Source organism: Burkholderia pyrrocinia (assembly GCF_022809715.1).
Classification (GTDB): Bacteria; Pseudomonadota; Gammaproteobacteria; order Burkholderiales; family Burkholderiaceae; genus Burkholderia; species Burkholderia pyrrocinia_C.
On the sequence record NZ_CP094459.1, the window covers coordinates 2,681,336 to 2,703,515 of the forward strand.

Annotated in this window: 22 protein-coding genes; 11 read left to right on the forward strand and 11 right to left on the reverse strand. The window is 66.8% G+C overall.

Annotated features, from left to right (window positions below):
- Nucleotides 1–56: 56 nt before the first annotated feature.
- Nucleotides 57–689, reverse strand: coding sequence for a TetR family transcriptional regulator (locus tag MRS60_RS12425; protein ID WP_034184817.1), 633 nt, complete (start codon nt 687–689; stop codon nt 57–59).
- A 156-nt stretch (nt 690–845) separates the two neighbouring features.
- On the opposite strand from MRS60_RS12425, the gene rsxB reads away from it, so the two are divergent.
- Nucleotides 846–1,850, forward strand: a complete 1,005-nt coding sequence (gene rsxB, locus MRS60_RS12430) for an electron transport complex subunit RsxB (protein ID WP_175749735.1) — start codon at nt 846–848, stop codon at nt 1,848–1,850.
- Nucleotides 1,847–2,491 carry an endonuclease III gene (gene nth, locus MRS60_RS12435; protein ID WP_034184815.1) on the forward strand — a complete coding sequence of 215 codons (645 nt, stop codon included), beginning with the start codon at nt 1,847–1,849 and terminating at the stop codon, nt 2,489–2,491. The genes rsxB and nth overlap by 4 nt, the downstream gene beginning before the upstream one ends.
- 79 nt (nt 2,492–2,570) lie before the next feature.
- On the opposite strand, the gene MRS60_RS12440 is transcribed toward nth, so the two are convergent.
- Nucleotides 2,571–3,506, reverse strand: a complete 936-nt coding sequence (locus MRS60_RS12440; protein ID WP_243564766.1) for a DMT family transporter — start codon at nt 3,504–3,506, stop codon at nt 2,571–2,573.
- A gap of 301 nt (nt 3,507–3,807) precedes the next feature.
- Here MRS60_RS12440 and MRS60_RS12445 point away from each other — a divergent pair, with 301 nt between their 5' ends.
- A complete protein-coding gene (locus MRS60_RS12445; protein WP_034184813.1) occupies nt 3,808–4,242 on the forward strand; it encodes a DUF1841 family protein in 435 nt (144 codons plus the stop codon).
- Between the two features lie 99 nt (nt 4,243–4,341).
- Here MRS60_RS12445 and MRS60_RS12450 read toward each other — a convergent pair whose 3' ends face one another.
- Both MRS60_RS12450 and MRS60_RS12455 read right to left on the reverse strand, forming a co-directional pair.
- On the reverse strand, nt 4,342–4,701 hold the full coding sequence (locus MRS60_RS12450) for a c-type cytochrome (protein WP_034184812.1): 360 nt from the start codon (nt 4,699–4,701) through the stop codon (nt 4,342–4,344).
- 40 nt (nt 4,702–4,741) lie between these two features.
- Nucleotides 4,742–5,101 carry a c-type cytochrome gene (locus MRS60_RS12455; protein ID WP_011885616.1) on the reverse strand — a complete coding sequence of 120 codons (360 nt, stop codon included), beginning with the start codon at nt 5,099–5,101 and terminating at the stop codon, nt 4,742–4,744.
- A 245-nt stretch (nt 5,102–5,346) separates the two neighbouring features.
- Between MRS60_RS12455 and MRS60_RS12460 the strand changes: the two genes are divergently transcribed.
- The 5 genes from MRS60_RS12460 (at nt 5,347) to MRS60_RS12480 (ending at nt 10,486) form a co-directional block, all read left to right on the forward strand.
- On the forward strand, nt 5,347–6,189 hold the full coding sequence (locus MRS60_RS12460; RefSeq protein WP_034184811.1) for an AAA family ATPase: 843 nt from the start codon (nt 5,347–5,349) through the stop codon (nt 6,187–6,189).
- 25 nt (nt 6,190–6,214) lie between these two features.
- On the forward strand, nt 6,215–7,390 hold the full coding sequence (locus tag MRS60_RS12465; RefSeq protein WP_034184810.1) for a vWA domain-containing protein: 1,176 nt from the start codon (nt 6,215–6,217) through the stop codon (nt 7,388–7,390).
- A 57-nt stretch (nt 7,391–7,447) separates the two neighbouring features.
- Nucleotides 7,448–8,659: a benzoate/H(+) symporter BenE family transporter gene (locus MRS60_RS12470; RefSeq protein WP_243564767.1), complete on the forward strand. Its 1,212-nt coding sequence runs from the start codon at nt 7,448–7,450 to the stop codon at nt 8,657–8,659.
- Between the two features lie 180 nt (nt 8,660–8,839).
- Complete coding sequence (gene tal / locus MRS60_RS12475) at nt 8,840–9,793, forward strand: transaldolase (RefSeq protein WP_034184808.1); 954 nt, start codon at nt 8,840–8,842, stop codon at nt 9,791–9,793.
- Between the two features lie 240 nt (nt 9,794–10,033).
- A complete protein-coding gene (locus tag MRS60_RS12480) occupies nt 10,034–10,486 on the forward strand; it encodes a VOC family protein (protein WP_034184807.1) in 453 nt (150 codons plus the stop codon).
- A gap of 64 nt (nt 10,487–10,550) precedes the next feature.
- Here MRS60_RS12480 and mctP read toward each other — a convergent pair whose 3' ends face one another.
- From mctP to MRS60_RS12495, 3 genes are all read right to left on the reverse strand, one after another.
- On the reverse strand, nt 10,551–12,101 hold the full coding sequence (gene mctP / locus MRS60_RS12485; protein WP_243564768.1) for a monocarboxylate uptake permease MctP: 1,551 nt from the start codon (nt 12,099–12,101) through the stop codon (nt 10,551–10,553).
- Nucleotides 12,098–12,340, reverse strand: a complete 243-nt coding sequence (locus MRS60_RS12490; protein WP_034184805.1) for a DUF3311 domain-containing protein — start codon at nt 12,338–12,340, stop codon at nt 12,098–12,100. Before MRS60_RS12490 ends, mctP begins: the two co-directional genes overlap by 4 nt.
- Before the next feature lie 199 nt (nt 12,341–12,539).
- A complete protein-coding gene (locus MRS60_RS12495; protein WP_034184804.1) occupies nt 12,540–13,457 on the reverse strand; it encodes a spermidine synthase in 918 nt (305 codons plus the stop codon).
- 357 nt (nt 13,458–13,814) lie between these two features.
- Here MRS60_RS12495 and MRS60_RS12500 point away from each other — a divergent pair, with 357 nt between their 5' ends.
- Both MRS60_RS12500 and MRS60_RS12505 read left to right on the forward strand, forming a co-directional pair.
- Nucleotides 13,815–14,618 (forward strand): hypothetical protein, encoded by an 804-nt coding sequence (locus MRS60_RS12500; protein WP_105391019.1) that lies wholly within the window; start codon nt 13,815–13,817, stop codon nt 14,616–14,618.
- Between the two features lie 189 nt (nt 14,619–14,807).
- Nucleotides 14,808–16,613 (forward strand): alkaline phosphatase D family protein, encoded by a 1,806-nt coding sequence (locus tag MRS60_RS12505; RefSeq protein WP_243564769.1) that lies wholly within the window; start codon nt 14,808–14,810, stop codon nt 16,611–16,613.
- Nucleotides 16,614–16,645: 32 nt separating this feature from the next.
- Here the strand turns inward: MRS60_RS12505 and MRS60_RS12510 are convergent, their stop codons facing one another.
- The 4 genes from MRS60_RS12510 to MRS60_RS12525 all read right to left on the reverse strand — a co-directional run bounded on the left by MRS60_RS12510 (nt 16,646) and on the right by MRS60_RS12525 (nt 21,244).
- Nucleotides 16,646–17,122 carry a DNA-deoxyinosine glycosylase gene (locus tag MRS60_RS12510; protein ID WP_243564770.1) on the reverse strand — a complete coding sequence of 159 codons (477 nt, stop codon included), beginning with the start codon at nt 17,120–17,122 and terminating at the stop codon, nt 16,646–16,648.
- Nucleotides 17,122–17,721: a chorismate--pyruvate lyase family protein gene (locus MRS60_RS12515; protein ID WP_105391020.1), complete on the reverse strand. Its 600-nt coding sequence runs from the start codon at nt 17,719–17,721 to the stop codon at nt 17,122–17,124. Before MRS60_RS12515 ends, MRS60_RS12510 begins: the two co-directional genes overlap by 1 nt.
- An 8-nt stretch (nt 17,722–17,729) precedes the next feature.
- Nucleotides 17,730–19,628 (reverse strand): molecular chaperone HtpG, encoded by a 1,899-nt coding sequence (htpG, locus tag MRS60_RS12520; protein WP_243564771.1) that lies wholly within the window; start codon nt 19,626–19,628, stop codon nt 17,730–17,732.
- Nucleotides 19,629–19,786: 158 nt separating this feature from the next.
- Complete coding sequence (locus MRS60_RS12525; RefSeq protein WP_034184798.1) at nt 19,787–21,244, reverse strand: PLP-dependent aminotransferase family protein; 1,458 nt, start codon at nt 21,242–21,244, stop codon at nt 19,787–19,789.
- A gap of 231 nt (nt 21,245–21,475) precedes the next feature.
- Here MRS60_RS12525 and MRS60_RS12530 point away from each other — a divergent pair, with 231 nt between their 5' ends.
- The gene (locus MRS60_RS12530) at nt 21,476–22,168 is read left to right on the forward strand and encodes a VOC family protein (RefSeq protein WP_243564772.1); all 693 of its coding nucleotides are present in this window, start codon (nt 21,476–21,478) and stop codon (nt 22,166–22,168) included.
- Nucleotides 22,169–22,180 lie beyond the last annotated feature (12 nt).

The following is a 22,180-nucleotide window of genomic DNA, read 5'->3' on the forward strand; positions in this document are numbered from 1 at the left end:
CCGCCGTTGCCTGCGCACGGCGGCGTTTTTGCATCCGGCGGCGAATGATCGCCGCGTCAGCGCCGCAGCAGATACGCGAGCAGCACCTCGGTGTTCATCCGGACCATTTCCGCGCGCTCGTCGGTATCGGTGAAGTCACGGCCGAGCGTCGCGGCGAGCGTGAAGCGGTTCGACACGATGTAGTAGCCGAGCCCCGACAGCGTCACGTAGAAGCGCAGCGGATCGACGTCGCTGCGGAACAGCCCGGCCTTCTGGCCACGCGTCAGCACGTTGCCGAGCTTCGCGACGATCGGCGACATCATCTCGCGGATCCGCGTCGACTTGTGCAGGTAGCGCGCTTCGTGCAGGTTCTCGTTGTTGATGAGCCTGAGCAGCTCCGGGTGGTCGCGGTAGTAATCCCAAACGAAATGCGCGAGCCGCGTGACGGCTTCGACCGGCGCGACGCCGTCGAGATCGAGCACGCGCTCGGCCTCGGTCAGCGCGGAGAACGCGTGTTCGAGCACGGCCGTAAACAGCTGCTCCTTGCTGCCGAAGTAGTAATAGAGCATGCGCTCGTTGGTTTCGGCCCGGCGCGCGATCTGGTCGACGCGTGCGCCGAACAGCCCTCCACTTGCGAACTCTTCGGCTGCCGCCATCAGGATGCGACGGCGCGTACCTTCAGGATCTCTTTTGATTTTTGGCTGATTCATGGTGGCGTTTTGCTATGTGAGCCGCGTGATCCGGACCGGCACCCCCACCGCCTCGGCGCCGGCCGCCGTGGAACGGGCGCGCCGCGTGCGGCCGCCCTCCTGCTGAGCCCCTGCAAAAAAGCGGTTCGATTATGCGCACAGACGGCGTCCAGCGCAATGCGGGAAATCGGCGATAATCAAGCTTTGGCAAACCTTTCCGGCCGCGCCCCGCGCGGCCGAGAGCCATTCGGCGCCGCTGCGCCCGTTGTCACCGTGACCGACTCCAAAACACTCGCAGATCGCATCGAAGATCTGCTTCCCCAGACGCAATGCACGAAGTGCGGCTATAACGGCTGCCGCCCGTATGCCGAGGCAATCGCCGCCGGCGATGCGAACTACAACCAGTGTCCGCCCGGCGGCGCCGAAGGCATCGCACGCCTCGCCGGCCTGCTCGGCAAGCCGGTGATTCCGCTGAACCCCGTCAACGGCAGCGAGCATCCGCGTGCCGTCGCATTCATCGACGAAAGCCTGTGCATCGGCTGCACGCTGTGCATGCAGGCGTGCCCGGTCGACGCGATCGTCGGCGCACCGAAGCTGATGCATACGATCGTCGAGTCGCTCTGCACGGGCTGCGACCTGTGCGTGCCGCCATGCCCCGTCGACTGCATCGCGATGCTGCCCGTGACCGGCGATCGCACGGGCTGGGACGCGTGGTCGCAGGAACAGGCCGATGCCGCGCGCGAACGCCATGACCTCCGGCTCGCCCGCCAGCGCCGCGAACGCGAGGCCGCCGAAGCGCGCGCCGCCGCACGCCGCGCGGCCAGTGCCGGCGCGGCGAAGCCGGCCGCAGAACAACCCGCAGCGCAGCCGGGCACGCCGGCCGCCGCACCGGCCGTCGACGATGCCGACGCGAAGAAACGCGCGATCATCGCCGCCGCGCTCGAACGCGCGCGCAAGAAAAAGGAAGAACTCTCCGGGCAAGGTGCCGGGCCGAAGAACACCGAAGGCGTGAGCGCGGCCGTCCAGGCGCAGATCGACGCGGCCGAGGCCCGCCGCAAACGGCTCGCCGAACAGCAGGCGCAGCGCGACGCCGAAGCCGCCGCGGCGGATGGCGACGACCACGACGCCGGCAACGACGACCCAGGCGGCCCGTCCGCGCCGCCCGACCAGAACGCTCCATGAACGCCAGCAAAAGACACGCGATCTACGAAACGCTGCAGAGCCTCAATCCGCATCCGACCACCGAGCTCGAATACACGACGCCGTTCGAGCTGCTGATCGCCGTGATGCTGTCCGCGCAGGCGACCGACGTGTCGGTCAACAAGGCGATGCGGAAGATGTTTCCGGTCGCGAACACCCCGCGACAAATCGTCGCGCTTGGCGAGGAAGGCGTCACCGAGTACATCAAGACGATCGGTCTTTACCGAACCAAGGCGAAGAACGTGGTCGCGACGAGCCAAATTCTGCTCGACCGCTACGACGGCGAGGTGCCGGCCGATCGCGAAGCGCTCGAAAGCCTGCCGGGCGTCGGCCGCAAGACCGCGAACGTCGTGCTGAACACCGCGTTCGGCCAGCCGACGATCGCGGTCGACACGCACATCTTCCGTGTCGCGAATCGCACGGGGCTCGCGCCGGGCAAGGACGTGCGCGCCGTCGAGGCCGCGCTGGAGAAGTTCACGCCGAAGGAATTCCTGCAGGACGCGCATCACTGGCTGATCCTGCACGGGCGCTATGTGTGCAAGGCCCGCAAGCCCGAATGCTGGCACTGCGCGATCGAGCCGCTGTGCGAATTCAGGCCGAAGACGCCGCCGCCCAACGAGTAAGCGTCAGGCCCGACAGAGGCACATCGCGCCGGCCCGCCACGCAGGCTCCGTCACGACGCGCACGCCCTTCCCCTCCCGACTACGCGTTGGACGTCGCGGTCGCGGTCGCATCGTCGGCCGCCGCGCCGCCCGCGCGCACGAGCGCCAGCACGGCCGCAAGGATCGCGACGCCGCCCGCCCACTGCAGCGGCGACAACGCTTCACCGAACAGCAGCGCCGCGAGCGCGACCGTCACGACCGGCTCGAGCGTCGACAGCATCGACGTGCGCGCGGCCCCGAGCCGCTCGAGCCCGGCGAAGAACGCGAGCATTGCCGCGACCGTCGACACGAGCGCGATCGCGAGCATCGACGCCCAGCCGCCGGCCGTCGCGGGCCAGCGCGGCGGCGCGCCGAACGCCGCGGTCCGCACGACGGCGATCGCCACGAGCGTCGCGGTCGCCGACAGGCAGATGATCGCGGTGGTCGCGAGCGGATCGACGCCGCGCGTCGCCTTCGTGCCGCCGACGATATACAGCGAATAGATCACCGCGGCCGCCAGCGCGAGCGTGATCCCGAGCGGCTCGCCGTGCCCGCCGCCGACCATCAGCGCCGAACCCGCGACGCACAGCACGAGCGCGACGGCCTTCGCGCGCGTGAGGCGCTCGCCGAGCCACCACGCGGCCAGCAGCGTGACGAACGCCGGATACAGGTACAGCAGCAGCGCGACGAGGCTCGCCTGCGCGTGCTGCAGCGCGCTGAAATAGCAGAACGACTGGCCGACGTAGCCGAGCGCGCCCATCGCCACGAGCGGCGCGAGCGCGCGTCCGCGCGGCCATGCGACACGGCGGTGCCGCGCGATCGCGGCGAGCACCGCGCCGCCGATCGCGAAGCGCACGATCAGCAGCCCGAGCACGTCGACGCCGGCCGCGTATGCGTACCGGCCGAAGATCGCCATCGCGCCGAACGCGGCGGCGGACAGCGCGACGTAGAGCGTGCCCTGCAGGGCGGCGGACGATGAGCGGGCGGTGGCGGTCATGACGGAACGGATGAGAACGGCGCGGTGAAGGGAATCGTCGGAGTTTAGCGGCGCGGCGGCGGCAAGCCTAGGGCCTGTTCACGCTTACCCGCCTCGCCGACCCGGTACGGAGCGGCCGCAACCGGCTGCGGATTCCACCGGCCATCGCCGAGCACCCACACCGCCAGGCAGTCCGCCCCGCTGCCGCTTGCCGCGCCAACCGCTCCGGCCCGCCGCCCGGCCGTCTCCAGCGCCTTCCGCCGACCCGGCGTACAATGCGCGACGCGGCACGACGCCGCCCGAATCACGACGTTCCCCCACCATGTTCAATCCAAGCCGCGACGAAGTGCGTCGCTTTTTCACCGAGACCTGGCGCAAGCAGCGCGCGGGCGAGATCCTGACGCCGCTGGAAGCGATGGCGGCCGACTGGATCGTCGAGCATCCCGAATACCACGCCGAACTCGACGATGCCGACGGCGCGGCCGCGCGCAACTACACGCCCGAGGAAGGCCGCACGAACCCGTTCCTGCATCTGTCGATGCATCTCGCGATCAGCGAGCAGTTGTCGATCGACCAGCCGCCCGGCATCCGCGCCGCGCACGACAAGCTGGCGGCGAAACTCGACTCGACCCACGACGCGCAGCACGCGATCATGGAATGCCTCGGCGAGACGATCTGGGAAGCGCAGCGCACCAACACGCCGCCCGACACCGACGCGTACCTGCAGCGCATCCTGCGCCGCGCGTCGCGCGACTGAGCGCCGCGGCGCCGGCACGCAGCCCCCGGGCCGCGGACAAAAAAATACCCCGCCGCGGCGGGGTATTTTTGCTGCGCGAGCCCGACAGGCCCGTCGCGCTTACTTCTTGAACACGAGATCGGTCTCTTTCAGCGATTCGATGTAGGCCGCGATGTCCTTCATGTCGCTGACCGACAGGCTCTGCACCTGCGCCTGCATGATCGCGTTGTTGCGGCCGATCAGCGGGTTCGTCAGGCCCATCTGGTACTGGCGCATCGCCCACACGAGGTAGTCGGCATGCTGGCCGGCGAGGCGCGGATATTCGGCGTTGATCGGCTTGTTCATCTGCGCGCCGTGGCAGGCCGCGCAGTTGTGCGATTCGACCAGTTCCTTGCCCTTCGTGGTGTCCGCTGCGTGCGCGGTACCGATCGCGAGGCCGGCCGCCAGTGCAACCGCCGCCGTCTTGAATGCGTTGTTCATGAATGCTCCTGTCCCGCCGGAGAGATCGGCGGCGCGCGCTTTACTTGTAGGGATTGTCCTTCGTGTCGGCCTTCTGGGCGGCGTAGTAGGCCGCCAGATCCGCGATGTCCTGGTCCGTCAGCGAACCGGCGATCGCGTTCATCGACGGGAAATGACGATCCTTCTTGCGGTAGGCCTTCAGCGCGTTCTCGAGGTATTGCTGGTTCTGGCCGCCGAGGACAGGCACCCGGTAGACCTCCGGGTACGCCGCGCGGTAGTCCTGGATGCCGTGGCAACCGATGCACATGGCGGCCTTGCTCGCCCCGTCCTTCGGGTTGCCGACCACACCGGCCGCCTGCGCGCTGCCCGCGAGCGCCACGAGCGCTGCGACAACGACGTGTTTGCCGACGAATTTGTTCATAGCTCTTGTAACCTAGCTTGAGGGGAAACTGGCGCCTAAGCGGCAACGGCCCGCGCCGTTTTGCTTATCGGATCGCCACGCAGGCCAAAAAAAACGGCCAGATTGTACCGCGTCGGCGGGGAACGCGTCCACCCGGCGCCCCGGTCCGCCCCGCCACAGCCCCGCTACGATACGCGGGCGCGGCCCAACCGCACAGCCCTTCTGACTTATACTGGGTTTTTTTCCCGAGAAAGAAGAGCGCCGCCATGCGTTTCGAAGGGTCCTCGCACTACGTCGCCACCGACGATCTGAAGCTCGCGGTCAATGCCGCGCTGACGCTGCAACGCCCGCTGCTGATCAAGGGCGAGCCCGGCACCGGCAAGACCATGCTCGCCGAGGAAGTGGCTGCCGCGCTCGACATGCCGCTGTTGCAGTGGCACATCAAGTCGACGACGAAGGCGCAGCAGGGCCTGTACGAATACGACGCCGTGTCGCGGCTGCGCGACTCGCAGCTCGGCGACGAGCGCGTGAAGGACATCTCGAACTACATCGTCAAGGGCGTGCTGTGGCAGGCGTTCGACGCAGAGCACCCGAGCGTGCTGCTGATCGACGAGATCGACAAGGCCGACATCGAATTCCCGAACGACCTGCTGCGCGAGCTCGACCGGATGGAATTCCACGTGTACGAGACGCGCGAGACGGTACGCGCGAAGCACCGCCCGCTCGTCATCATCACGTCGAACAACGAGAAGGAGCTGCCCGACGCGTTCCTGCGCCGCTGCTTCTTCCACTACATCCAGTTTCCCGACCCGTCGACGATGCAGAAGATCGTCGCGGTCCACTTCCCCGACATCCGCGAGGAACTGCTGCGCGCGGCGCTCGAGAGTTTCTTCGAATTGCGCGGCGTGTCGGGCCTGAAGAAGAAACCGTCGACGTCCGAGCTGCTCGACTGGCTGAAGCTGCTGCTCGCCGAGAACCTCCCGGCCGACGCGCTGCGCGGCACGGACGCGAAGCAGATCGTGCCGCCGCTCGCGGGCGCGCTGCTGAAGAACGAGCAGGACCTGAGCCTGCTCGAACGGCTCGTCTACATGAACCGGCACAACCGGTAATCCCCCCACCCGCGAAGGCCCGGCCATGCTGCTCAATTTCTTCTACGCGCTGCGCGCAGCCAAGCTGCCCGTCTCGGTGAAGGAATACCTGACGCTGCTCGAATCGCTGAAGGCCGGGCTGATCTCGCCGTCGATCGACGCGTTCTACTTCCTCGCGCGGATGACGCTCGTCAAGGACGAGCAGTACTTCGACAAGTTCGACCAGGCGTTCGGCGCATATTTCCACGGCGTGTCCGCGCTGCCGTCCGAAGCGTTCGACATTCCGCTCGACTGGCTCGAGAAGCGCCTCGAGCGCGAGCTGTCGCCGGAGGAGAAGGCGCAGATCGAAGCGATGGGCGGGCTCGACAAGCTGATGGAGCGCCTGAAGGAACTGCTCGACGAGCAGAAGGAACGCCACGAAGGCGGCAACAAGTGGATCGGCACGGGCGGCACGTCGCCGTTCGGCCACGGCGGCTACAACCCGGAAGGCGTGCGCATCGGCGGCCCGTCGAACGGCAACCGCACCGCGGTGAAGGTGTGGGAAGCGCGCGCATACCGCGATTACGACGATTCCGTCGAGATCGGCACGCGCAACATCAAGGTCGCACTGCGGCGGCTGCGCCGCTTCGCGCGCGAAGGCGCGGCCGAGGAGCTCGACCTGCCCGGCACGATCCGCAGCACGGCCGCGAACGCGGGCTGGCTCGACCTGCGGATGGTGCCCGAGCGCCACAACAACGTGAAGGTGCTGATGCTGCTCGACGTCGGCGGCTCGATGGACGACCACATCAAGCGCACCGAAGAGCTGTTCTCGGCCGCGAAGGCCGAATTCAAGCACCTGGAATTCTTCTACTTCCACAACTGCGTGTACGACCACCTGTGGAAGAACAACCGCCGCCGCCACTCGGAGCGCACCGCGACGTGGGACGTGCTGCACAAGTTCACGCCCGACTACAAGCTGATCTTCGTCGGCGACGCGACGATGAGCCCGTACGAAGTGCTGCAGCCCGGCGGCTCGGTCGAATACAACAACCCGGAAGCCGGCGCCGTATGGCTGCGCCGCCTCGCCGACCAGTTCCCCCATCATGCATGGCTGAACCCCGAGCCCGAGCGGCTATGGGAATACCGGCAGTCGGTCGCGGTCATCCGCGACCTGCTCGGCCATCGCATGTATCCGCTCACGCTCGCGGGCCTCGAAACCGCGATGCGCGCACTCAGCAAGTAACGAATCCAACCAGCAGACACGAAGGCCGCGTCCACGCGGCCTCCTCCCGGAGATAGCATGAACCCCTTGCCCACCGCGAGCGCAGGCCGCGCCGGCGGCCGCCGCTTTTTCGCCGACACGTCCGTCTCGGCGCTCGTCGCCGGCTTCGTCGCGATGATGACGGGCTACACGAGCTCGCTCGTACTGATGTTCCAGGCCGGCCGCGCCGCGCACCTCACCGATGCGCAGATCTCGTCGTGGATCTGGGCGCTGTCGATCGGCATGGCGCTGACGACGATCGGCCTGTCGCTGCGCTTTCGCGCGCCCGTCGTCGTCGCGTGGTCGACGCCCGGCGCCGCGCTCCTGATCGCGTCGCTGCCCGGCGTGCCCTACGCCGAGGCGATCGGCGCATTCGTCGTGTGTGCGCTGCTGCTGACGGCCATCGGCGTGAGCGGCCTGTTCGACACGCTGATGCGCAAGATTCCGGCCGGCATCGCCGCCGCGCTGCTCGCGGGCATCCTGTTCGAGATCGGCATCGAGATCTTCCGCGCCGCGCAGTTCCAGACCGCGCTCGTGCTCGCGATGTTCTTCACGTACCTGATCGTCAAGCGGCTTGCGCCGCGCTATGCGATCGTGACGACGCTGATCGTCGGCACGGCGGTGGCCGGCGGCCTCGGCCTGCTCGACTTCAGCCGCTTCCACATCGCGCTCGCGCAGCCCGTGTTCACGATGCCGGCGTTTTCGATCGCGTCGATCGTCAGCATCGGCATTCCGCTGTTCGTCGTCGCGATGGCGTCGCAGAACGTGCCGGGCATCGCGGTGCTGCGCGCGGACGGCTATCAGACGCCGTCGTCGCCGCTGATCGCGACGACTGGCCTCGCATCGCTGCTGCTCGCGCCGTTCGGCTCGCACGGCGTGAACCTCGCGGCGATCACCGCCGCGATCTGCACGGGCCCCGAAGCGCATGAGGATCGCGCGAAGCGTTACACGGCCGCCGTGTGGTGCGGCACGTTCTACCTGGTCGCCGGGATCTTCGGCGCGACGATCGCCGCGCTGTTCTCGGCGCTGCCGAAGGCGCTCGTCGTGTCGGTCGCCGCGCTCGCGCTGTTCGGCTCGATCATGAGCGGGCTCGCGAACGCGATGCAGGACGTGAAGCAGCGCGAAGCAGCGCTCGTCACGTTCATGGTCACCGCGTCGGGCCTCACGCTGCTGTCGATCGGCTCGGCGTTCTGGGGGCTCGTCGCGGGGATCGTCACGCAGGTGATCCTGAACGCGCGGCGCCCGGCGTGACGCGGCTCGCCGACCGCTGCCGCGGTTGCCGTGCCCGCCCCGGGGCATCCCAAAACGTGCCCGACACGAATCGGGCCTAAAATGATGGGTCGAAAGCGGCGCCCGGCGCCGCTTCGCTTCGCCGCCGCGCTCGCGCGGCCCGTGAGAACCCGGCGCCCCGCGCCCTTCTTCCGAATCGCCATGACTACCGCACTCGACCAGCTGAAGCAGTACACGACCGTCGTCGCCGACACGGGCGACTTCCAGCAGCTTGCGCAATACAAGCCGCAGGACGCGACCACGAACCCGTCGCTGATCCTGAAGGCCGTCCAGAAGGATGCGTACAAGCCGATCCTCGAGAAAACCGTCCGCGATCACCGCAACGAAAGCACCGCCTTCATCATCGACCGCCTGCTGATCGCGTTCGGCACCGAGATCCTGAAGCTGATCCCGGGCCGCGTGTCGACCGAGGTCGACGCGCGCCTGTCGTTCGACGCAAAGCGCTCGATCGACAAGGGCCGCGAGCTCATCAAGCTGTACGAAGCAGCCGGCATCGGCCGCGAGCGCATCCTGATCAAGCTCGCGTCGACGTGGGAAGGCATCCGCGCGGCCGAGGTGCTGCAGAAGGAAGGGATCAAGTGCAACATGACCCTGCTTTTCTCGCTCGTGCAGGCCGCCGCGTGCGCGGAAGCCGGCGCGCAACTGATCTCGCCGTTCGTCGGCCGCATCTACGACTGGTACAAGAAGCAGGCCGGCGCGGAATGGGATGAAGCGAAGGACGGCGGTGCGAACGATCCGGGCGTGCAGTCGGTGCGCCGCATCTACACGTACTACAAGACGTTCGGCTACAACACCGAAGTGATGGGCGCGAGCTTCCGCACGACCAGCCAGATCATCGAACTCGCCGGCTGCGACCTGCTGACGATCAGTCCCGATTTGCTGCAGAAGCTGCAGGACAGCAACGAGACGGTTTCGCGCAAGCTGTCGCCGGAAGCGCTGCAGGACAAGCCGGCCGAACGCGTGGCGATCGACGAGGCATCGTTCCGCTTCCAGCTGAACGACGAAGCGATGGCAACCGAAAAGCTCGCCGAAGGCATCCGCGTGTTCGCCGCCGATGCGGTGAAGCTCGAGAAGCTGATCGACGCGCTGCGCTGAGCCGCGACAGGCGTCAGCGGCTGTCAGCAATACTGACAACAGCCGTCAGCACACGCGCCGCAAACGGCCGCGAACGTGATGTTCGCGGCCGTTTTATTTTTCATCCCATCGTCAAGCACGCGCACTACAATCCCCGTCACGGGTGCGCCGGCCGCCTCTCGACGTGCCCTTTCCCAGTCGATCTTGCACGACGCCGAACCCGCACCGACGCGCGGGCCCGGCCCATTACAGGAGACAACGATGCAAGTCCAACCGTATCTGACGTTCTACGGCCGCGCAGACGAAGCCCTTCGATTCTACGAAAAGGCGCTCGGCGCGAAGACGATGTTCAAGATGCACTTCAAGGATGCGCCGCCGAATCCCGAACACGCGATCACGCCCGAGATGGCCGACAAGGTGATGCATGCGAGCTTCACGATCGGCGACTCGATGATCATGTGCTCGGACGGCGACTGCAGCCAGCCGGCCGGCACGCACGCCGGCTATTCGCTGTCGCTGAACCCGGCGACGGTCGAGGAAGGCAAGAAACTGTTCGATGCGCTCGCCGACGGCGGCGAAGTGACGATGCCGTTCGGCAAGACGTTCTGGGCGCTCGGCTTCGGGATGGCGAAGGACCGTTTCGGCGTGCACTGGATGGTCAACGTCGAGGATCTGTCGCAGCGCGAGGAACTCACGAAACGCGCGCAGGGCTGACGTAAAAAAACGCCCGCCACCTCACGGTGGCGGGCGTTTTCGTTGTTGCGTCAAGTCGCCCGCGTCAGCCTTCGACGACGTCGAGATAATCCTCCGGCCGCGTGCGATCCTCCGCATGCGCCATGCCCATCACGCGCACCAGCACGCTCACCACGATCGACACCACGAGGTTCACGATCAGCGACCACACGGCCGCGTAGCCGGGAATCGCGACGCCGAACAGGTGGATCGTGAAGATCGAGCTCGCGAGCTTCAGCGACACCGCCATCCACGTGCCGCACACGATGCCGGCCGCCCAGCCGATCAGCAGGCCGCGATGGTCGAGCAACCGCGTGTACAGGCCGAGCACGATCGCGGGCAGCGTCTGGATGATCCAGATCCCGCCGAGCAGCTGCAACTGGATCGCGTAGGTCAGCGGCAGCCCGAGGATGAACGCGACCGCACCGACCTTCACGATCAGCGAAGTGAGCTTCGCGACGTGCGTCTCCTGGTCGTGCGTCATGTTGCGGTTGATGAACTCGCGGTGGATGTTGCGCGTGTACAGGTTCGCGGCCGCGATCGACATGATCGCCGCCGGCACCAGCGCGCCGATGCCGATCGCCGCGAACGCGACGCCGACGAACCACGACGGGAAATACTCGAGGAACAGCGCGGGCACCGCGAAGTTCGGGCCGAACGCCTTGAAGTACGGCGCGTACTGCGGCATGTCCTTCACGCCCGCCGCAAGCGCCATGTAGCCGAGCAGCGCGAGCAGGCCGAGCACGAACGAGTAAGCGGGCAGCATCGCCATGTTGCGGCGGATCGAGTTGCCCGACGACGACGACAGGATCGCCGTGACCGAGTGCGGATACAGGAACAGCGCGAGCGCCGAGCCGATCGCGAGCGTTACGTACGCGCTGTAGCCGTTCATGCTCATCGCGTCCGGCGCCTTCAGCAGCAGCTTCGCGGGCGGCACATGAGCGAAGATCTGTCCGAAGCCGCCGAGCTTCGCGGGAATCACGATGACCGCTGCGGCGATCGTCACGTAGATCAGGACGTCCTTCACGATCGCGATCATCGCGGGCGCGCGCAGCCCCGACGTGTACGTGTACGCGGCGAGGATCGCGAACGCGATGATCAGCGGCAGGTCGCCGACGAAGCCGGTCGTGTCGAAACCGAGCGCACCGATCACCACTTCGATGCCGACGAGCTGCAGCGCGATGTACGGCATCGTCGCGAGGATGCCCGTCACCGCGATCGCGAGTGCGAGCATCCGGCTGCCGTAGCGCGCATTGACGAAGTCGGCGGCCGTCACGTAGCCGTGCCGCTTCGCGATGCTCCACAGCTTCGGAAACACGACGAACGCGAACGGATAGATCAGGATCGTGTACGGCAGTGCGAAGAAACCCATCGCGCCGGCGCCGAACACGAGCGCAGGCACCGCGACGAACGTATATGCGGTGTAGAGATCGCCGCCGAGCAGGAACCACGTGACGATCGTGCCGAAGCGGCGTCCGCCGAGGCCCCATTCGTCGAGATGGGCGAGATCGCCGCGCCGCCAGTTCGCGGCCAGGAAACCGATGATCGTGACGCCGATGAACAGCAGGACGAAGACGAAGGTTGCGCCGAGATTCATCGCGCACCTCCCTGCGGGCCGCTCGCCTTCCACGCGTTCTTGGTCTTGAAGTACACGAACGCGGTGATCACCGCGCTAATGAAGACCCACAGCAGCTGGTACCAGTAGAAGAACGGAAAGCCGAGCCATTGCGGATCGACCTTGTTGTACGACGGCACCCAGACCATCGCGATCAGCGGCAGTACCAGCAGCCAGAGCCAGCGCTTGGCGGCCCGGTTGGCGTCGGCATCGTGAGCCATGACGTCTCCTCATCTTTCCCGGTTATCGATCTTGTTGAGCGGGTACGGCGGCGAGAGGAGCGGCAAAACGGGTAGGCTGCGGCTCCGCTGGCTTCGCGCCAGTATAGGAGCCGCGAGCACGCGGTCAAGCGGGGGCGAACCCGAGGTGATCCGCCCCTTGTCGTGCGGTTGCACCGGCATGCCGCCGGTGCATGAAGCGTCAGATCGCGAACGAGGTATCGCGTGCGCCGATCGTTTCTTTCAAAGCTTTCACCCACTTGCGCGCGGGCAGCTTCAGCGTGTCCTCGATCAGCTTCGCGCGTGCGTCGAGCTGCGCGAACGGCACGTCGAGCGCGGGGCCCGAGAACGCGATCGCGATCCGGTTGCCGTCGTGCACTTCGGGCAGCGCGATCACGCGATGATCGAACGCCGCGTTCAGATGCTTCATGTTGCGCACGAAGCTCGGATGATCGCCGAACAGGTTGATCGTCGCGATGCCCGCGTCGGCGAGGCAGCCGCGCACCGCGCGGTAGAACGCGACGCTGTCGAGCACCGGGCCGCGCGCGGTCGCGTCGTACAGGTCGATCTGGATCGCGCCCGTCGTGCCGCGGTTGGCCGGATCGTTGACGAAATCCCAGGCGTCGGCTTCGTGCACGGCGAGGCGCGCGTCGTCGGGCGGCATCGCGAACATCGTGCGCGCGGCGACGATCACGGCCGGGTTCAGCTCGACGGCCTCGACCTTCGCGTGCGGCAGGAAGCGGTGCGAGAACTTGGTCAGCGCGCCGGTGCCGAGCCCGAGCTGGACGATCCGCTCGGGCGTTTCGAGGAACAGCAGCCACGCCATCATCTGCTGCGCGTATTCGAGTTCGATATGCAGCGGCTTCGAAATCCGCATCGCACCCTGCACCCATTCGGTGCCGAAGTGCAGGAAGCGCACGCCGCCCTCTTCGGAGAACGTGACGGGCGCGAAGCGCGGCTTGCGCGGCGCTTCGAGCACGGGCACGTCGTCGTGTTCGTCGATTTCCGGGCGGCGCTTCACACGCGGCGGCTGGAGTTTTTCGGAGCCGTTGTAGGAGGACGGCTTGCCTTGCTTGAACGCACGCGCCTCGGCGGACGCACGCTTGATCAGTCGGGTCATGATTGAATCTCGTTGGGTGACGCTGGATGAGCGGACGAGAGGATAGCATTGGTGCGGGGTGGCGCCTGTTGGAGGCAGATTCACCGCTACGCTCCGTTGATCGGTATGCGTGCACCCATGGTCGGCGTGAACGATAATGCATCGCATCGGCGTTAGAGGAAGTTGCCTGATGGAGACCGCCGCCTTTCCGCCCGTCCACGTCGAGCCGCAACTGCTCGCTGCGATGCGTGATCGCCAGCGGCAAGCTCGCTGGCGGAACGGTCCGCGTCACGACCGTCGAACGACGACGGACCACATGGCCTCGCACGACAGGAAGCGTTGCTGGAATGGCTCATACTGGAAAACCTGGAGGTTTCAATGGCCGATCACGACAGACAACATCCACTACGCCCGTTCCTGAAAAATTGGGTTTGGGAGCACGGCCGAATCGGGACTCGCTATCTGGACTGCGTCGATGGCGAAATCAAGTTCGATGAAGGCAAGAAATCGCATTTCGCTGCCGAGAAAACTATTTACGTGCCGCTGGGCAAGAACGCTGACGACGATGCATCTGCGGATGGTCCTGCGATCCACGAGTCGGGACTCGCCCGCTTCTTGCGGGCTGCGCAGCTGGGCACGCCGGAGGAAGCCGGTTCCGTGGCGGAGGTTCAGCGCGCAGTGCAGGACTGCGTGGAGATCGGCCTGTTCAGCGCGTATCAATCGGAGGCTCGACAGGCATTTGCCCGCTACGCGCAGGAACCCATGTTCGAGGACGAGATCCGCGCGGCGGTTGTCGACGATATCCGGCGAATTTACGTCGGCATGAGAGAGCAGCTGGCGCTGTACGATTTCACTGTGCTCTACGGCTTGCCCACGCCGCTGCTGATCAGCGATACACCCTTCATCGACTGGCGCGTGATCGCCAGTCCGGCACTTCCGTTCGTGTCGCTTCCGCTGGGACCTTACTGCCTGCTGGTAGGCGCGCCGTCGGGCAGGAGTAGCCGAGTCGGCCCGGTGGTCTGGAAGGCCGCTGCCGCGATGGGTCCATTGAAGGACCACAACCGTCGGATCGAGGAGCACGCACGTCTGTGGCTGGTGGCGACCACCGATGACCAACTCGTCGCTGCACAAAGTCGCATTGCCGCGGCCATGGGCGCCAGGCAAGGCGATGCGAAGCCCTGACCCGTGGAGTCGAGTCGCGGCGCGGCAGCATCAGGTTCGGTTTGTCCGTTGCCGCGCCTTTCGATTTCGCAACCGGCCGTTCGGCGCAGAGAAGTCGAACGGCACTGAAGGTTCGCGAGGCACGATCGCGTACTGCTGCATCGCGACGCGCCTCTCCCGGCATCCCTAGTATGTCGATCGGGAGGATCGATGGACCGCCGCCATTTCCTCAAGTCGTCGACCTTTTTCACGATTGCGGCAGCCACCGGTACGCTTGGCGTTCCGCGGTCGGTCCCGTCTGCCACCAGCACAGTGCGCAAAGGCCGCTATCGGTTCCCGCAGGGCGTCGCCAGCGGTGATCCGCGCGATCGCTCCGTCGTGTTCTGGACACGCTGCGTGCCGGTCTTCGAGGACGCGCGGCACCGCGCAAAAGGCGTCGCGCACACGATACCGTTACGGCTCGAAGTATCGACGCGGCCGGATTTCTCGGCTCTCGTCGCCAGCGTACCGCTGAGGGCACGCGCCACCTATGACTTCACCGTGCGCGCGAAGGTAACGGAGCTCTCACCGAATATCACGTACCACTACCGGTTCGTCGCCGGCGACGACGTGAGTGCCAGCGGCGTCGCGCGCACGGCTCCGGATGCCGATGAGGCCAACGACCGCGTTCGCTTCGCATGGCTCACCTGCCAGGACTGGAGCATCAATCACTGGCAAGCCATGAGCCTGCTGGCAGCCGAAAGCGATCTCGATTTCGTCGTGCATGTCGGCGATTACATCTATGAAACGGTCGGGGCCTCGAGACCCGGCGCGGTCGAGGCGGCGCATCCTCCGCTGCGCCTGCCTGACGGAAAGCCTGTCGCCGATGGCCGCGCGTATGCCGATACGCTCGAAGACTATCGGACGCTCTACCGCACCTATCGCACCGACCCGCGCTTGCAGACGCTGCACCGGCGCCTGCCGATGATCGCGATATGGGACGACCACGAATTTTCCGACGACGGCTGGCAGGATCATCAGGTCTACACCAACGAGGAAAGGCAGGAGACGCAGCGCCGCCGCAACGCCAGTCGCGCGTGGGCGGAGTACATGCCGGTGGACTGGAGCGACGTGCGCTTCGAACCGGACAATCCGTCGTACACCAACATTCGTATCTATCGCGAATTTCGCTTCGGCATGCTGATGCATCTCGTGATGACGGATGAGCGGCTGTATCGCGACGACCATGTCGTCAGCGAGGCGGCTGTCGCGCGCGCACACGGACACGACCCGGTCAATGGCGATGACGCAGCCGGCTCGCGCTACTTCGTCAACCAGAACGTGCTGCAGCGCTTCGAGGCGCGGGGTACCGCGCAGCTTGGTCGCGCGCCGTCGATGCTCGGCCCGGAGCAGACGCAATGGTGGAAGGCCACGCTAAAGGGTTCGCCTGCGACCTGGAAGGTGTGGGGCAACGAGGTGATGTTGAACCGTCTGTGGGCCGTGATGCCGGGCGCGCCGAAGACACCGGCAGCACGCCTCGTGGTCGATTGCGACGCATGGGACGGCTATCCGGCGCACAAACACGAACTGCTCTCATACCTGAACGAACAGGGGATCCGCAACGTCGTCGCGATCAGCGGCGACCTGCATGCGTTTCAGTGCGGCGTCGTGCGGGACGACCCCGACCCGGAAAAAGGTACGCCCGTGGCCGTCGATTTCGTCTGCGCAGGCATCAGCAGCGCGTCCTTCTATTCCTACCTGAAAGCCGCATGGGCCGGCACGCCGCTTGTGTCGCTGGCCGCCACCCCGGCCAAACTCGACACCTTCCTGATGACGAACAACCCCGATCTGCGCTACGCCGACCACGACGCACAGGGTTATGCGTCAGCCACCGTCACGCCGGAGCGTTTTTCCGTGGTGTTCAACAAAGTGAGGCCGTTGAACCCGGACGGCACCGCGCCCGCGGATGCCCTGCTCGAGCGCACGCGGCTGACCGTGCCCAAGGACTCGGTCGAGGTACGCGTCGAGCGCTTCTAGCTTCACTCTTCAGCGATGGCGCATGCGCGCGATCAGGATTCGACTTCGCGCCAACGCAGCAGCTTTTGCTCGAACGAAAGCGAAGCATTCGCCGGGCTCGAAGACGGCAGGACGAGCGTTTCGTAACCGGCGGCGCCGATCACTTCGGCAAACCGCCCCGCCGTCTTGCCGTTGAAGCAGACCTTCTTCAGCAACGGCGCATGCTCACGCAACGAGTCGAAGTCGTTCGGCTTCGCATTCCGAATCGCCGAATCGAGACTGCCTTCGCGATGGCACGCGGCGAGCACGTCCCAGATGCCGATGCCGTGCTTCAACACGCGTTCGAGCCGCGCATCGTAATCGAGCGCGTGCAGTTCCGGCTCACGCAGAACCGCCCCCAAAAGCCGCCAGAATTGATTGCGCGGATGCGCGTAGTACTGCGCGGCATCGAGCGACGCCTCGCCCGGAAAGCTGCCGAGGATCATCGTACGCGTATTCGGCCCGACCACCGGCCCGAAGCCCTGCAGCATCACGCGCCTCCGCCCTGGCCGCCCGAGCGCGGCCCGTCGCCATGCGCGTCGAGATGACGCCACAGCGCCGGCAGCATGCACTCGGTGACCATCAACGGTTTGCCGTGACGCTGGAACACCGAGCGCCGCGCCACGAACGCGTGCGGCGCGCGCGCGCCTACGCCGAGCGCATGGCTCGCGAGCGCATACAGCGGATGGCCCGCGATCACGCGCCGGCTGACGAGCGCCGAGCGCTCGACCTGCGGATCGCTGTACAGCAGCTCCGCCAGCGGCCGCGTGCGCAGCCGCCGCATCGCCTGCCACACGCCCTTGCTTGCGGCGAGCGGCGCGATGCTGTGCGCGGCGACGTACGGCGTTCCGTCGACCGACAGGAGCACCTCGCGCACCCACATCGGTGCGCGCGGCGAACTGGCCAGCGCGTCGGGCTCGTCGAACCACGGACAGTCGACGGCCTCGCGCGTCACGCGCACGTTCACGCGGCCGAGCCGCGCGAGATGCGCGGTCAGCGATCCGCCGCGCGTCAGCCAGTCGCGCTGATCGAGCGTGCAGCCAGGCCGCGGCGTCTCGCGCCAGCCGGCCTGACCGCCGTCGAATCGCATGCGTGCGTTCACGCGGCGCGCGACAGCAGCAGCGCGTTGGTCCGCTTCACGAAGCTCGCCGGATCGTCGAGCATGCCGCCTTCGGCCAGCAGCGCCTGATCGAACAGCAGATGGCACCAGTCGCCGAAATCGGCGCTGTCGGCGTTCAGTTGCTTCACGAGCGCATGCTCGGGGTTGATCTCGAGGATCGGCTGCATCGCCGGCGCGTTCTGGCCGGCCGCCTTCAGCATCCGCTGCAGGTAGCCGCTCATGTCGTTGTCGTCCGCGACGAGGCACGACGGCGAATCGGTCAGGCGGAACGTGACGCGTACTTCCTTCACCTTGTCGCCGAGCGCTTCCTTCATCTTCTCGACGACGGGCTTGATCGCCTCGCCCGCTTGTTCCTGCGCCTTCTTCTCTTCGTCGTTCAGTTCGCCGAGATCGAGGTCGCCGCGCGCGACGCTCGCGAGCGGCTTGCCGTCGAACTCGTTGAGGAACGACAGCATCCATTCGTCGACGCGGTCGGTCAGCAGCAGCACCTCGACGCCCTTCTTGCGGAACACTTCGAGATGCGGGCTGTTCTTCGCGGCCTGCCACGTATCGGCCGTCACGTAGTAGATCTTGCTCTGCTCGGGCTTCATGCGCGACACGTAGTCGGCGAGCGACACGTCCTGCGCGTCGGTGTCGCCGTGCGTCGACGCGAAGCGCAGCAGCTTCGCGATGCGCTCGCGGTTCGCGTGATCCTCGCCGAGGCCTTCCTTCAGCACCTGGCCGAACGCGCCCCAGAACGTCTTGTACTTTTCCTTGCCGGCATCCTCTTCCGCGTTCGCGAGCTCTTCGAGCATCGACAGCGCGCGCTTCGTCACGCCTTCGCGGATCGCCTTCACGTCGCGGCTTTCCTGCAGGATCTCGCGCGACACGTTCAGCGGCAGGTCGGCCGAATCGACGACGCCCTTCACGAAGCGCAGGTATTGCGGCAGCAGCTGCTCGGCGTCGTCCATGATGAACACGCGCTTCACGTACAGCTTCAGGCCGCCGCGATAGTCGCGGTTCCACAGGTCGAACGGCGCGTGCGACGGCACGAACAGCAGTTGCGTGTATTCGCTGCGGCCCTCGACGCGGTTGTGCGTCCACGTGAGCGGATCCTGGTGGTCGTGCGCGACGTGCTGGTAGAACTGCGTGTACTGCTCGTCGGTGATGTCGCCCTTCGAACGCGTCCACAGCGCGCTCGCCTGGTTGACGGTCTCGTCGTCGTCCTTCAGGACCATCTCGCCCTTTTCCTGATCCCATTCTTCCTTCTGCATCAGGATCGGCAGCGCGATGTGGTCGGAGTACTTCTGGATGATCGACTTCAGGCGGTGCGACGACAGCAGCTCGTCCTCGCCTTCGCGCAGATGCAGCGTGATCGTCGTGCCGCGCTGCGCGCGCTCGATCGCGTCGATCGTGAAATCGCCCTCGCCCGCGCTTTCCCAGCGCACCGCTTCGTTCGCCGGCAGGCCCGCGCGGCGCGTCTCGACGGTGATCTTGTCCGCGACGATGAAGCCCGAGTAGAAGCCGACGCCGAACTGGCCGATCAGCGCCGCGTCCTTCTGCTGGTCGCCGGACAGTTTCGTGAAGAATTCCTTGGTGCCCGAACGCGCGATCGTGCCGAGGTTCGCGATCGCCTCGTCGCGGCTCATGCCGATACCGTTGTCGTCGATCGTGATCGTGCGCGCGGCCTTGTCGAAGCCGATGCGGATGCGCAGATTCGGATCGTTCTCGTACAGCGCGTTGTCCGCGAGCCCCTCGAAACGCAGCTTGTCGGCCGCGTCGGACGCGTTCGACACCAGTTCGCGCAGGAAGATTTCCTTGTTGCTGTAGAGCGAATGAATCATCAGGTGGAGGAGTTGCTTGACCTCTGCCTGAAAGCTCATCGTTTCGTGTGCCATGGATGCTGTTTCCTCTTACTTGAACTTGAATGGTGTGCCGCAGGCGCCCGGCGCGCGATACCGGCAAGCCCGTGAAGGACGACCGCGCGGCGCCAGCGGTTTGCGCGCGTATCTGGGGACGGGCGACGGGATTTCAAGGGCCGGCGGCCCGCACCGCGTCACGACGCCCGCCGCACCGCCGAATCGATATAGCGCGCGAGAAACCCCGGCAACGCCGGATCGCCACAGTTCGCGACGTTGAAGCGCGTCCACGTCGACGGCGACTGCTGCGGCGAAAACAGGCTGCCGGGCGTCAGCAGGAACCCCTCTTCGTGCGCGGCGGCCGCGAGCGCGTCCGAATCGACGCCCGTGTCGGCCCACAGGAACATCCCGGCCGCCGGCATCGTGAAAAGCCCCAGCCCCGTGCGCTCGAGCATCCGCGCGGTCTTGTCGCGCACGCCGTCGAGCCGCGCGCGCAGCCGCTCGACATGGCGCCGGTAATGCCCCTCGGTCAGGATCTTGTAAAGCACGCGCTCGTTGAGCTCGGGCGTCGTCATCCCGACCAGCATCTTCTGGTCGGTGACCGCCTTCGCGATCTCCGGCGCGCACGCGACATAACCGACCCGCAGGTTCGCCGCGAGCGTCTTCGAATAGCTGCCGAGGTAGATCACGCGCTTCAGCTGGTCGAGGCTCGCGAGGCGCGTGGCCGGATAGCTCGGCGGGCACAGGTCGCCGTACACGTCGTCCTCGACGACGAGGAAGTCGTACGCCTCCGCGAGCTTCAGGATCCGGAATGCCTGCGCGGCCGACAGCGACGTGCCGGTCGGGTTCTGCAGCACCGAGTTGATCACGAGCATCTTCGGCCGCCACATCTGCACGAGCGTCTCGAGCGCGTCGAGATCGGGGCCGTCCGGCGTGTACGGCATCCCGACGAGCTGCGCGCCCTGCGACGCGAAGCGGCCGAACATCTGGAACCACGCGGGATCCCCGACGATCACCGCGTCGCCCGGCCGCACGTAGATCCGCGAAATCAGGTCGATTGCCTGCGTGATCCCCGATACCAGCACGAGCTGGTCGGGGGTCGCGCCGATCTCGACTTCGGCGAGGCGCGTCTGCAGTTGCTGACGCAGCGGCAGGAAACCCTGCGCAGTGCCGAAGCCGAGCATCTGCGCGCCGGACTGGCGCCCGAGCGCGCGCAGCGCGCCGGTGATCAGCTCGCCGTCGAGCCAGCGGCCCGGCAGGTAGCCGAGACCGGGCCCCTTTTCCGGGCTGACGGTGTGCAGCATGTTGCGCAGCAGCCAGACGACGTCGATCGTGTTGTGCACCGGCGCGGCTTCGGATCCGCGCGCCACGTTGTCGACCGGCTGCGGGCCGGCGGTGCGTTCGCGCACGTAGAAGCCGGAGCCGCGCCGCGAGTCGAGGTAGCCCTGCGCGACGAGGCGCTCGTACGCCTCGACGACGGTAAAGCGCGACACGCTCTTGTCGAGCGCGAGCTTGCGGATCGACGGCATCCGCATGCCGGGACGGAACACGCGTTCGTCGATGCGCCGCCGGGCCCACTGGACCAGCTGGTCGACGAGCGTGAGCGTGGCCGTATCGTGCGGCACGGGAATCTGGGCGAGTGGAACGGTGGACATGGGGCGGCAACTCCAACTGTACCGAAGGCTATCGCGCCGATTGTACCGTTACTGTGCCGGTGCCGACGATTACAGTTGACCGCAACGGCGACCGTGCGGCCGCCGTTCCGGCCCCGCCGCACCTGGAGCCGCGCCGGCCGGCCTGATCCGCGGCCCGTGCGCCGGCCGGTCCGGCACCCGCCCGGCGCAACGCCCGCCTACCATGACACTTTCGCTTCCCGACCGACGTTCATGCCAGCCCGCTCCCTGACACTCGACCATCTCGTGATCGCCGCGCGCACGCTCGACGAAGGCGTGCGCCATGTCGCCGACGCGCTCGGCATCGAACCGGCCGGCGGCGGCCGCCACCCGCTGATGCGGACCCACAATGCGCTGTTCGGCGCATGGGGCGGGCTCTACCTCGAAGTGATCGCGATCGACCCCGATGCCCCCGCCCCGGACGACGGTGCAGCGCCGCCGCGCGCACGGCTGTTCGCGCTCGACGATCCGGCGATGCACGCCCGGCTCGCGCAGGGCCCGTTTCTCGCGCACTGGGTCGCGCGCGTCGACCGTCCGCGCCAGCTCGCGCTGTGGCAGAGCCAGTATCCGGCCCGCATCCCGCCCGTCGTCGCGATGCGGCGCGGCGACCTGAGCTGGGGCCTCACGGTGCCCCACGATGGCGCGTTCCCCGCATGGCAGGGTGCGGGCGACGGTCTCGTGCCATCGCTGATCCAATGGGACAGCCCGCACCATCCGGCCGAATCGCTGCCGCAAGACGGCGTCGCGCTGAAGTCGCTCAAGGGCGCCCACCCGCGCGCCGAGGTCATCCGCGAACAGCTCGACTGGCTCGGCGCCACGCACCTGCTCGACCTGGAAACCGGCGACGGCCCGCCCGCGCTGGTCGCCGAATTCGATACGCCGCAGGGCGCACGCACGCTGCGCTGAAAGCCCGTCCAT

Bases quoted from the DNA above. Each gene is read 5' to 3' on its own strand.
- MRS60_RS12425 (WP_034184817.1), bottom strand. From the start codon at position 689: ATGAATCAGCCAAAAATCAAAAGAGATCCTGAAGGTACGCGCCGTCGC.
- rsxB (WP_175749735.1), top strand. From the start codon at position 846: ATGCGGGAAATCGGCGATAATCAAGCTTTGGCAAACCTTTCCGGCCGC.
- nth (WP_034184815.1), top strand. From the start codon at position 1,847: ATGAACGCCAGCAAAAGACACGCGATCTACGAAACGCTGCAGAGCCTC.
- MRS60_RS12440 (WP_243564766.1), bottom strand. From the start codon at position 3,506: ATGACCGCCACCGCCCGCTCATCGTCCGCCGCCCTGCAGGGCACGCTC.
- MRS60_RS12445 (WP_034184813.1), top strand. From the start codon at position 3,808: ATGTTCAATCCAAGCCGCGACGAAGTGCGTCGCTTTTTCACCGAGACC.
- MRS60_RS12450 (WP_034184812.1), bottom strand. From the start codon at position 4,701: ATGAACAACGCATTCAAGACGGCGGCGGTTGCACTGGCGGCCGGCCTC.
- MRS60_RS12455 (WP_011885616.1), bottom strand. From the start codon at position 5,101: ATGAACAAATTCGTCGGCAAACACGTCGTTGTCGCAGCGCTCGTGGCG.
- MRS60_RS12460 (WP_034184811.1), top strand. From the start codon at position 5,347: ATGCGTTTCGAAGGGTCCTCGCACTACGTCGCCACCGACGATCTGAAG.
- MRS60_RS12465 (WP_034184810.1), top strand. From the start codon at position 6,215: ATGCTGCTCAATTTCTTCTACGCGCTGCGCGCAGCCAAGCTGCCCGTC.
- MRS60_RS12470 (WP_243564767.1), top strand. From the start codon at position 7,448: ATGAACCCCTTGCCCACCGCGAGCGCAGGCCGCGCCGGCGGCCGCCGC.
- tal (WP_034184808.1), top strand. From the start codon at position 8,840: ATGACTACCGCACTCGACCAGCTGAAGCAGTACACGACCGTCGTCGCC.
- MRS60_RS12480 (WP_034184807.1), top strand. From the start codon at position 10,034: ATGCAAGTCCAACCGTATCTGACGTTCTACGGCCGCGCAGACGAAGCC.
- mctP (WP_243564768.1), bottom strand. From the start codon at position 12,101: ATGAATCTCGGCGCAACCTTCGTCTTCGTCCTGCTGTTCATCGGCGTC.
- MRS60_RS12490 (WP_034184805.1), bottom strand. From the start codon at position 12,340: ATGGCTCACGATGCCGACGCCAACCGGGCCGCCAAGCGCTGGCTCTGG.
- MRS60_RS12495 (WP_034184804.1), bottom strand. From the start codon at position 13,457: ATGACCCGACTGATCAAGCGTGCGTCCGCCGAGGCGCGTGCGTTCAAG.
- MRS60_RS12500 (WP_105391019.1), top strand. From the start codon at position 13,815: ATGGCCGATCACGACAGACAACATCCACTACGCCCGTTCCTGAAAAAT.
- MRS60_RS12505 (WP_243564769.1), top strand. From the start codon at position 14,808: ATGGACCGCCGCCATTTCCTCAAGTCGTCGACCTTTTTCACGATTGCG.
- MRS60_RS12510 (WP_243564770.1), bottom strand. From the start codon at position 17,122: ATGCTGCAGGGCTTCGGGCCGGTGGTCGGGCCGAATACGCGTACGATG.
- MRS60_RS12515 (WP_105391020.1), bottom strand. From the start codon at position 17,721: ATGCGATTCGACGGCGGTCAGGCCGGCTGGCGCGAGACGCCGCGGCCT.
- htpG (WP_243564771.1), bottom strand. From the start codon at position 19,628: ATGGCACACGAAACGATGAGCTTTCAGGCAGAGGTCAAGCAACTCCTC.
- MRS60_RS12525 (WP_034184798.1), bottom strand. From the start codon at position 21,244: ATGTCCACCGTTCCACTCGCCCAGATTCCCGTGCCGCACGATACGGCC.
- MRS60_RS12530 (WP_243564772.1), top strand. From the start codon at position 21,476: ATGCCAGCCCGCTCCCTGACACTCGACCATCTCGTGATCGCCGCGCGC.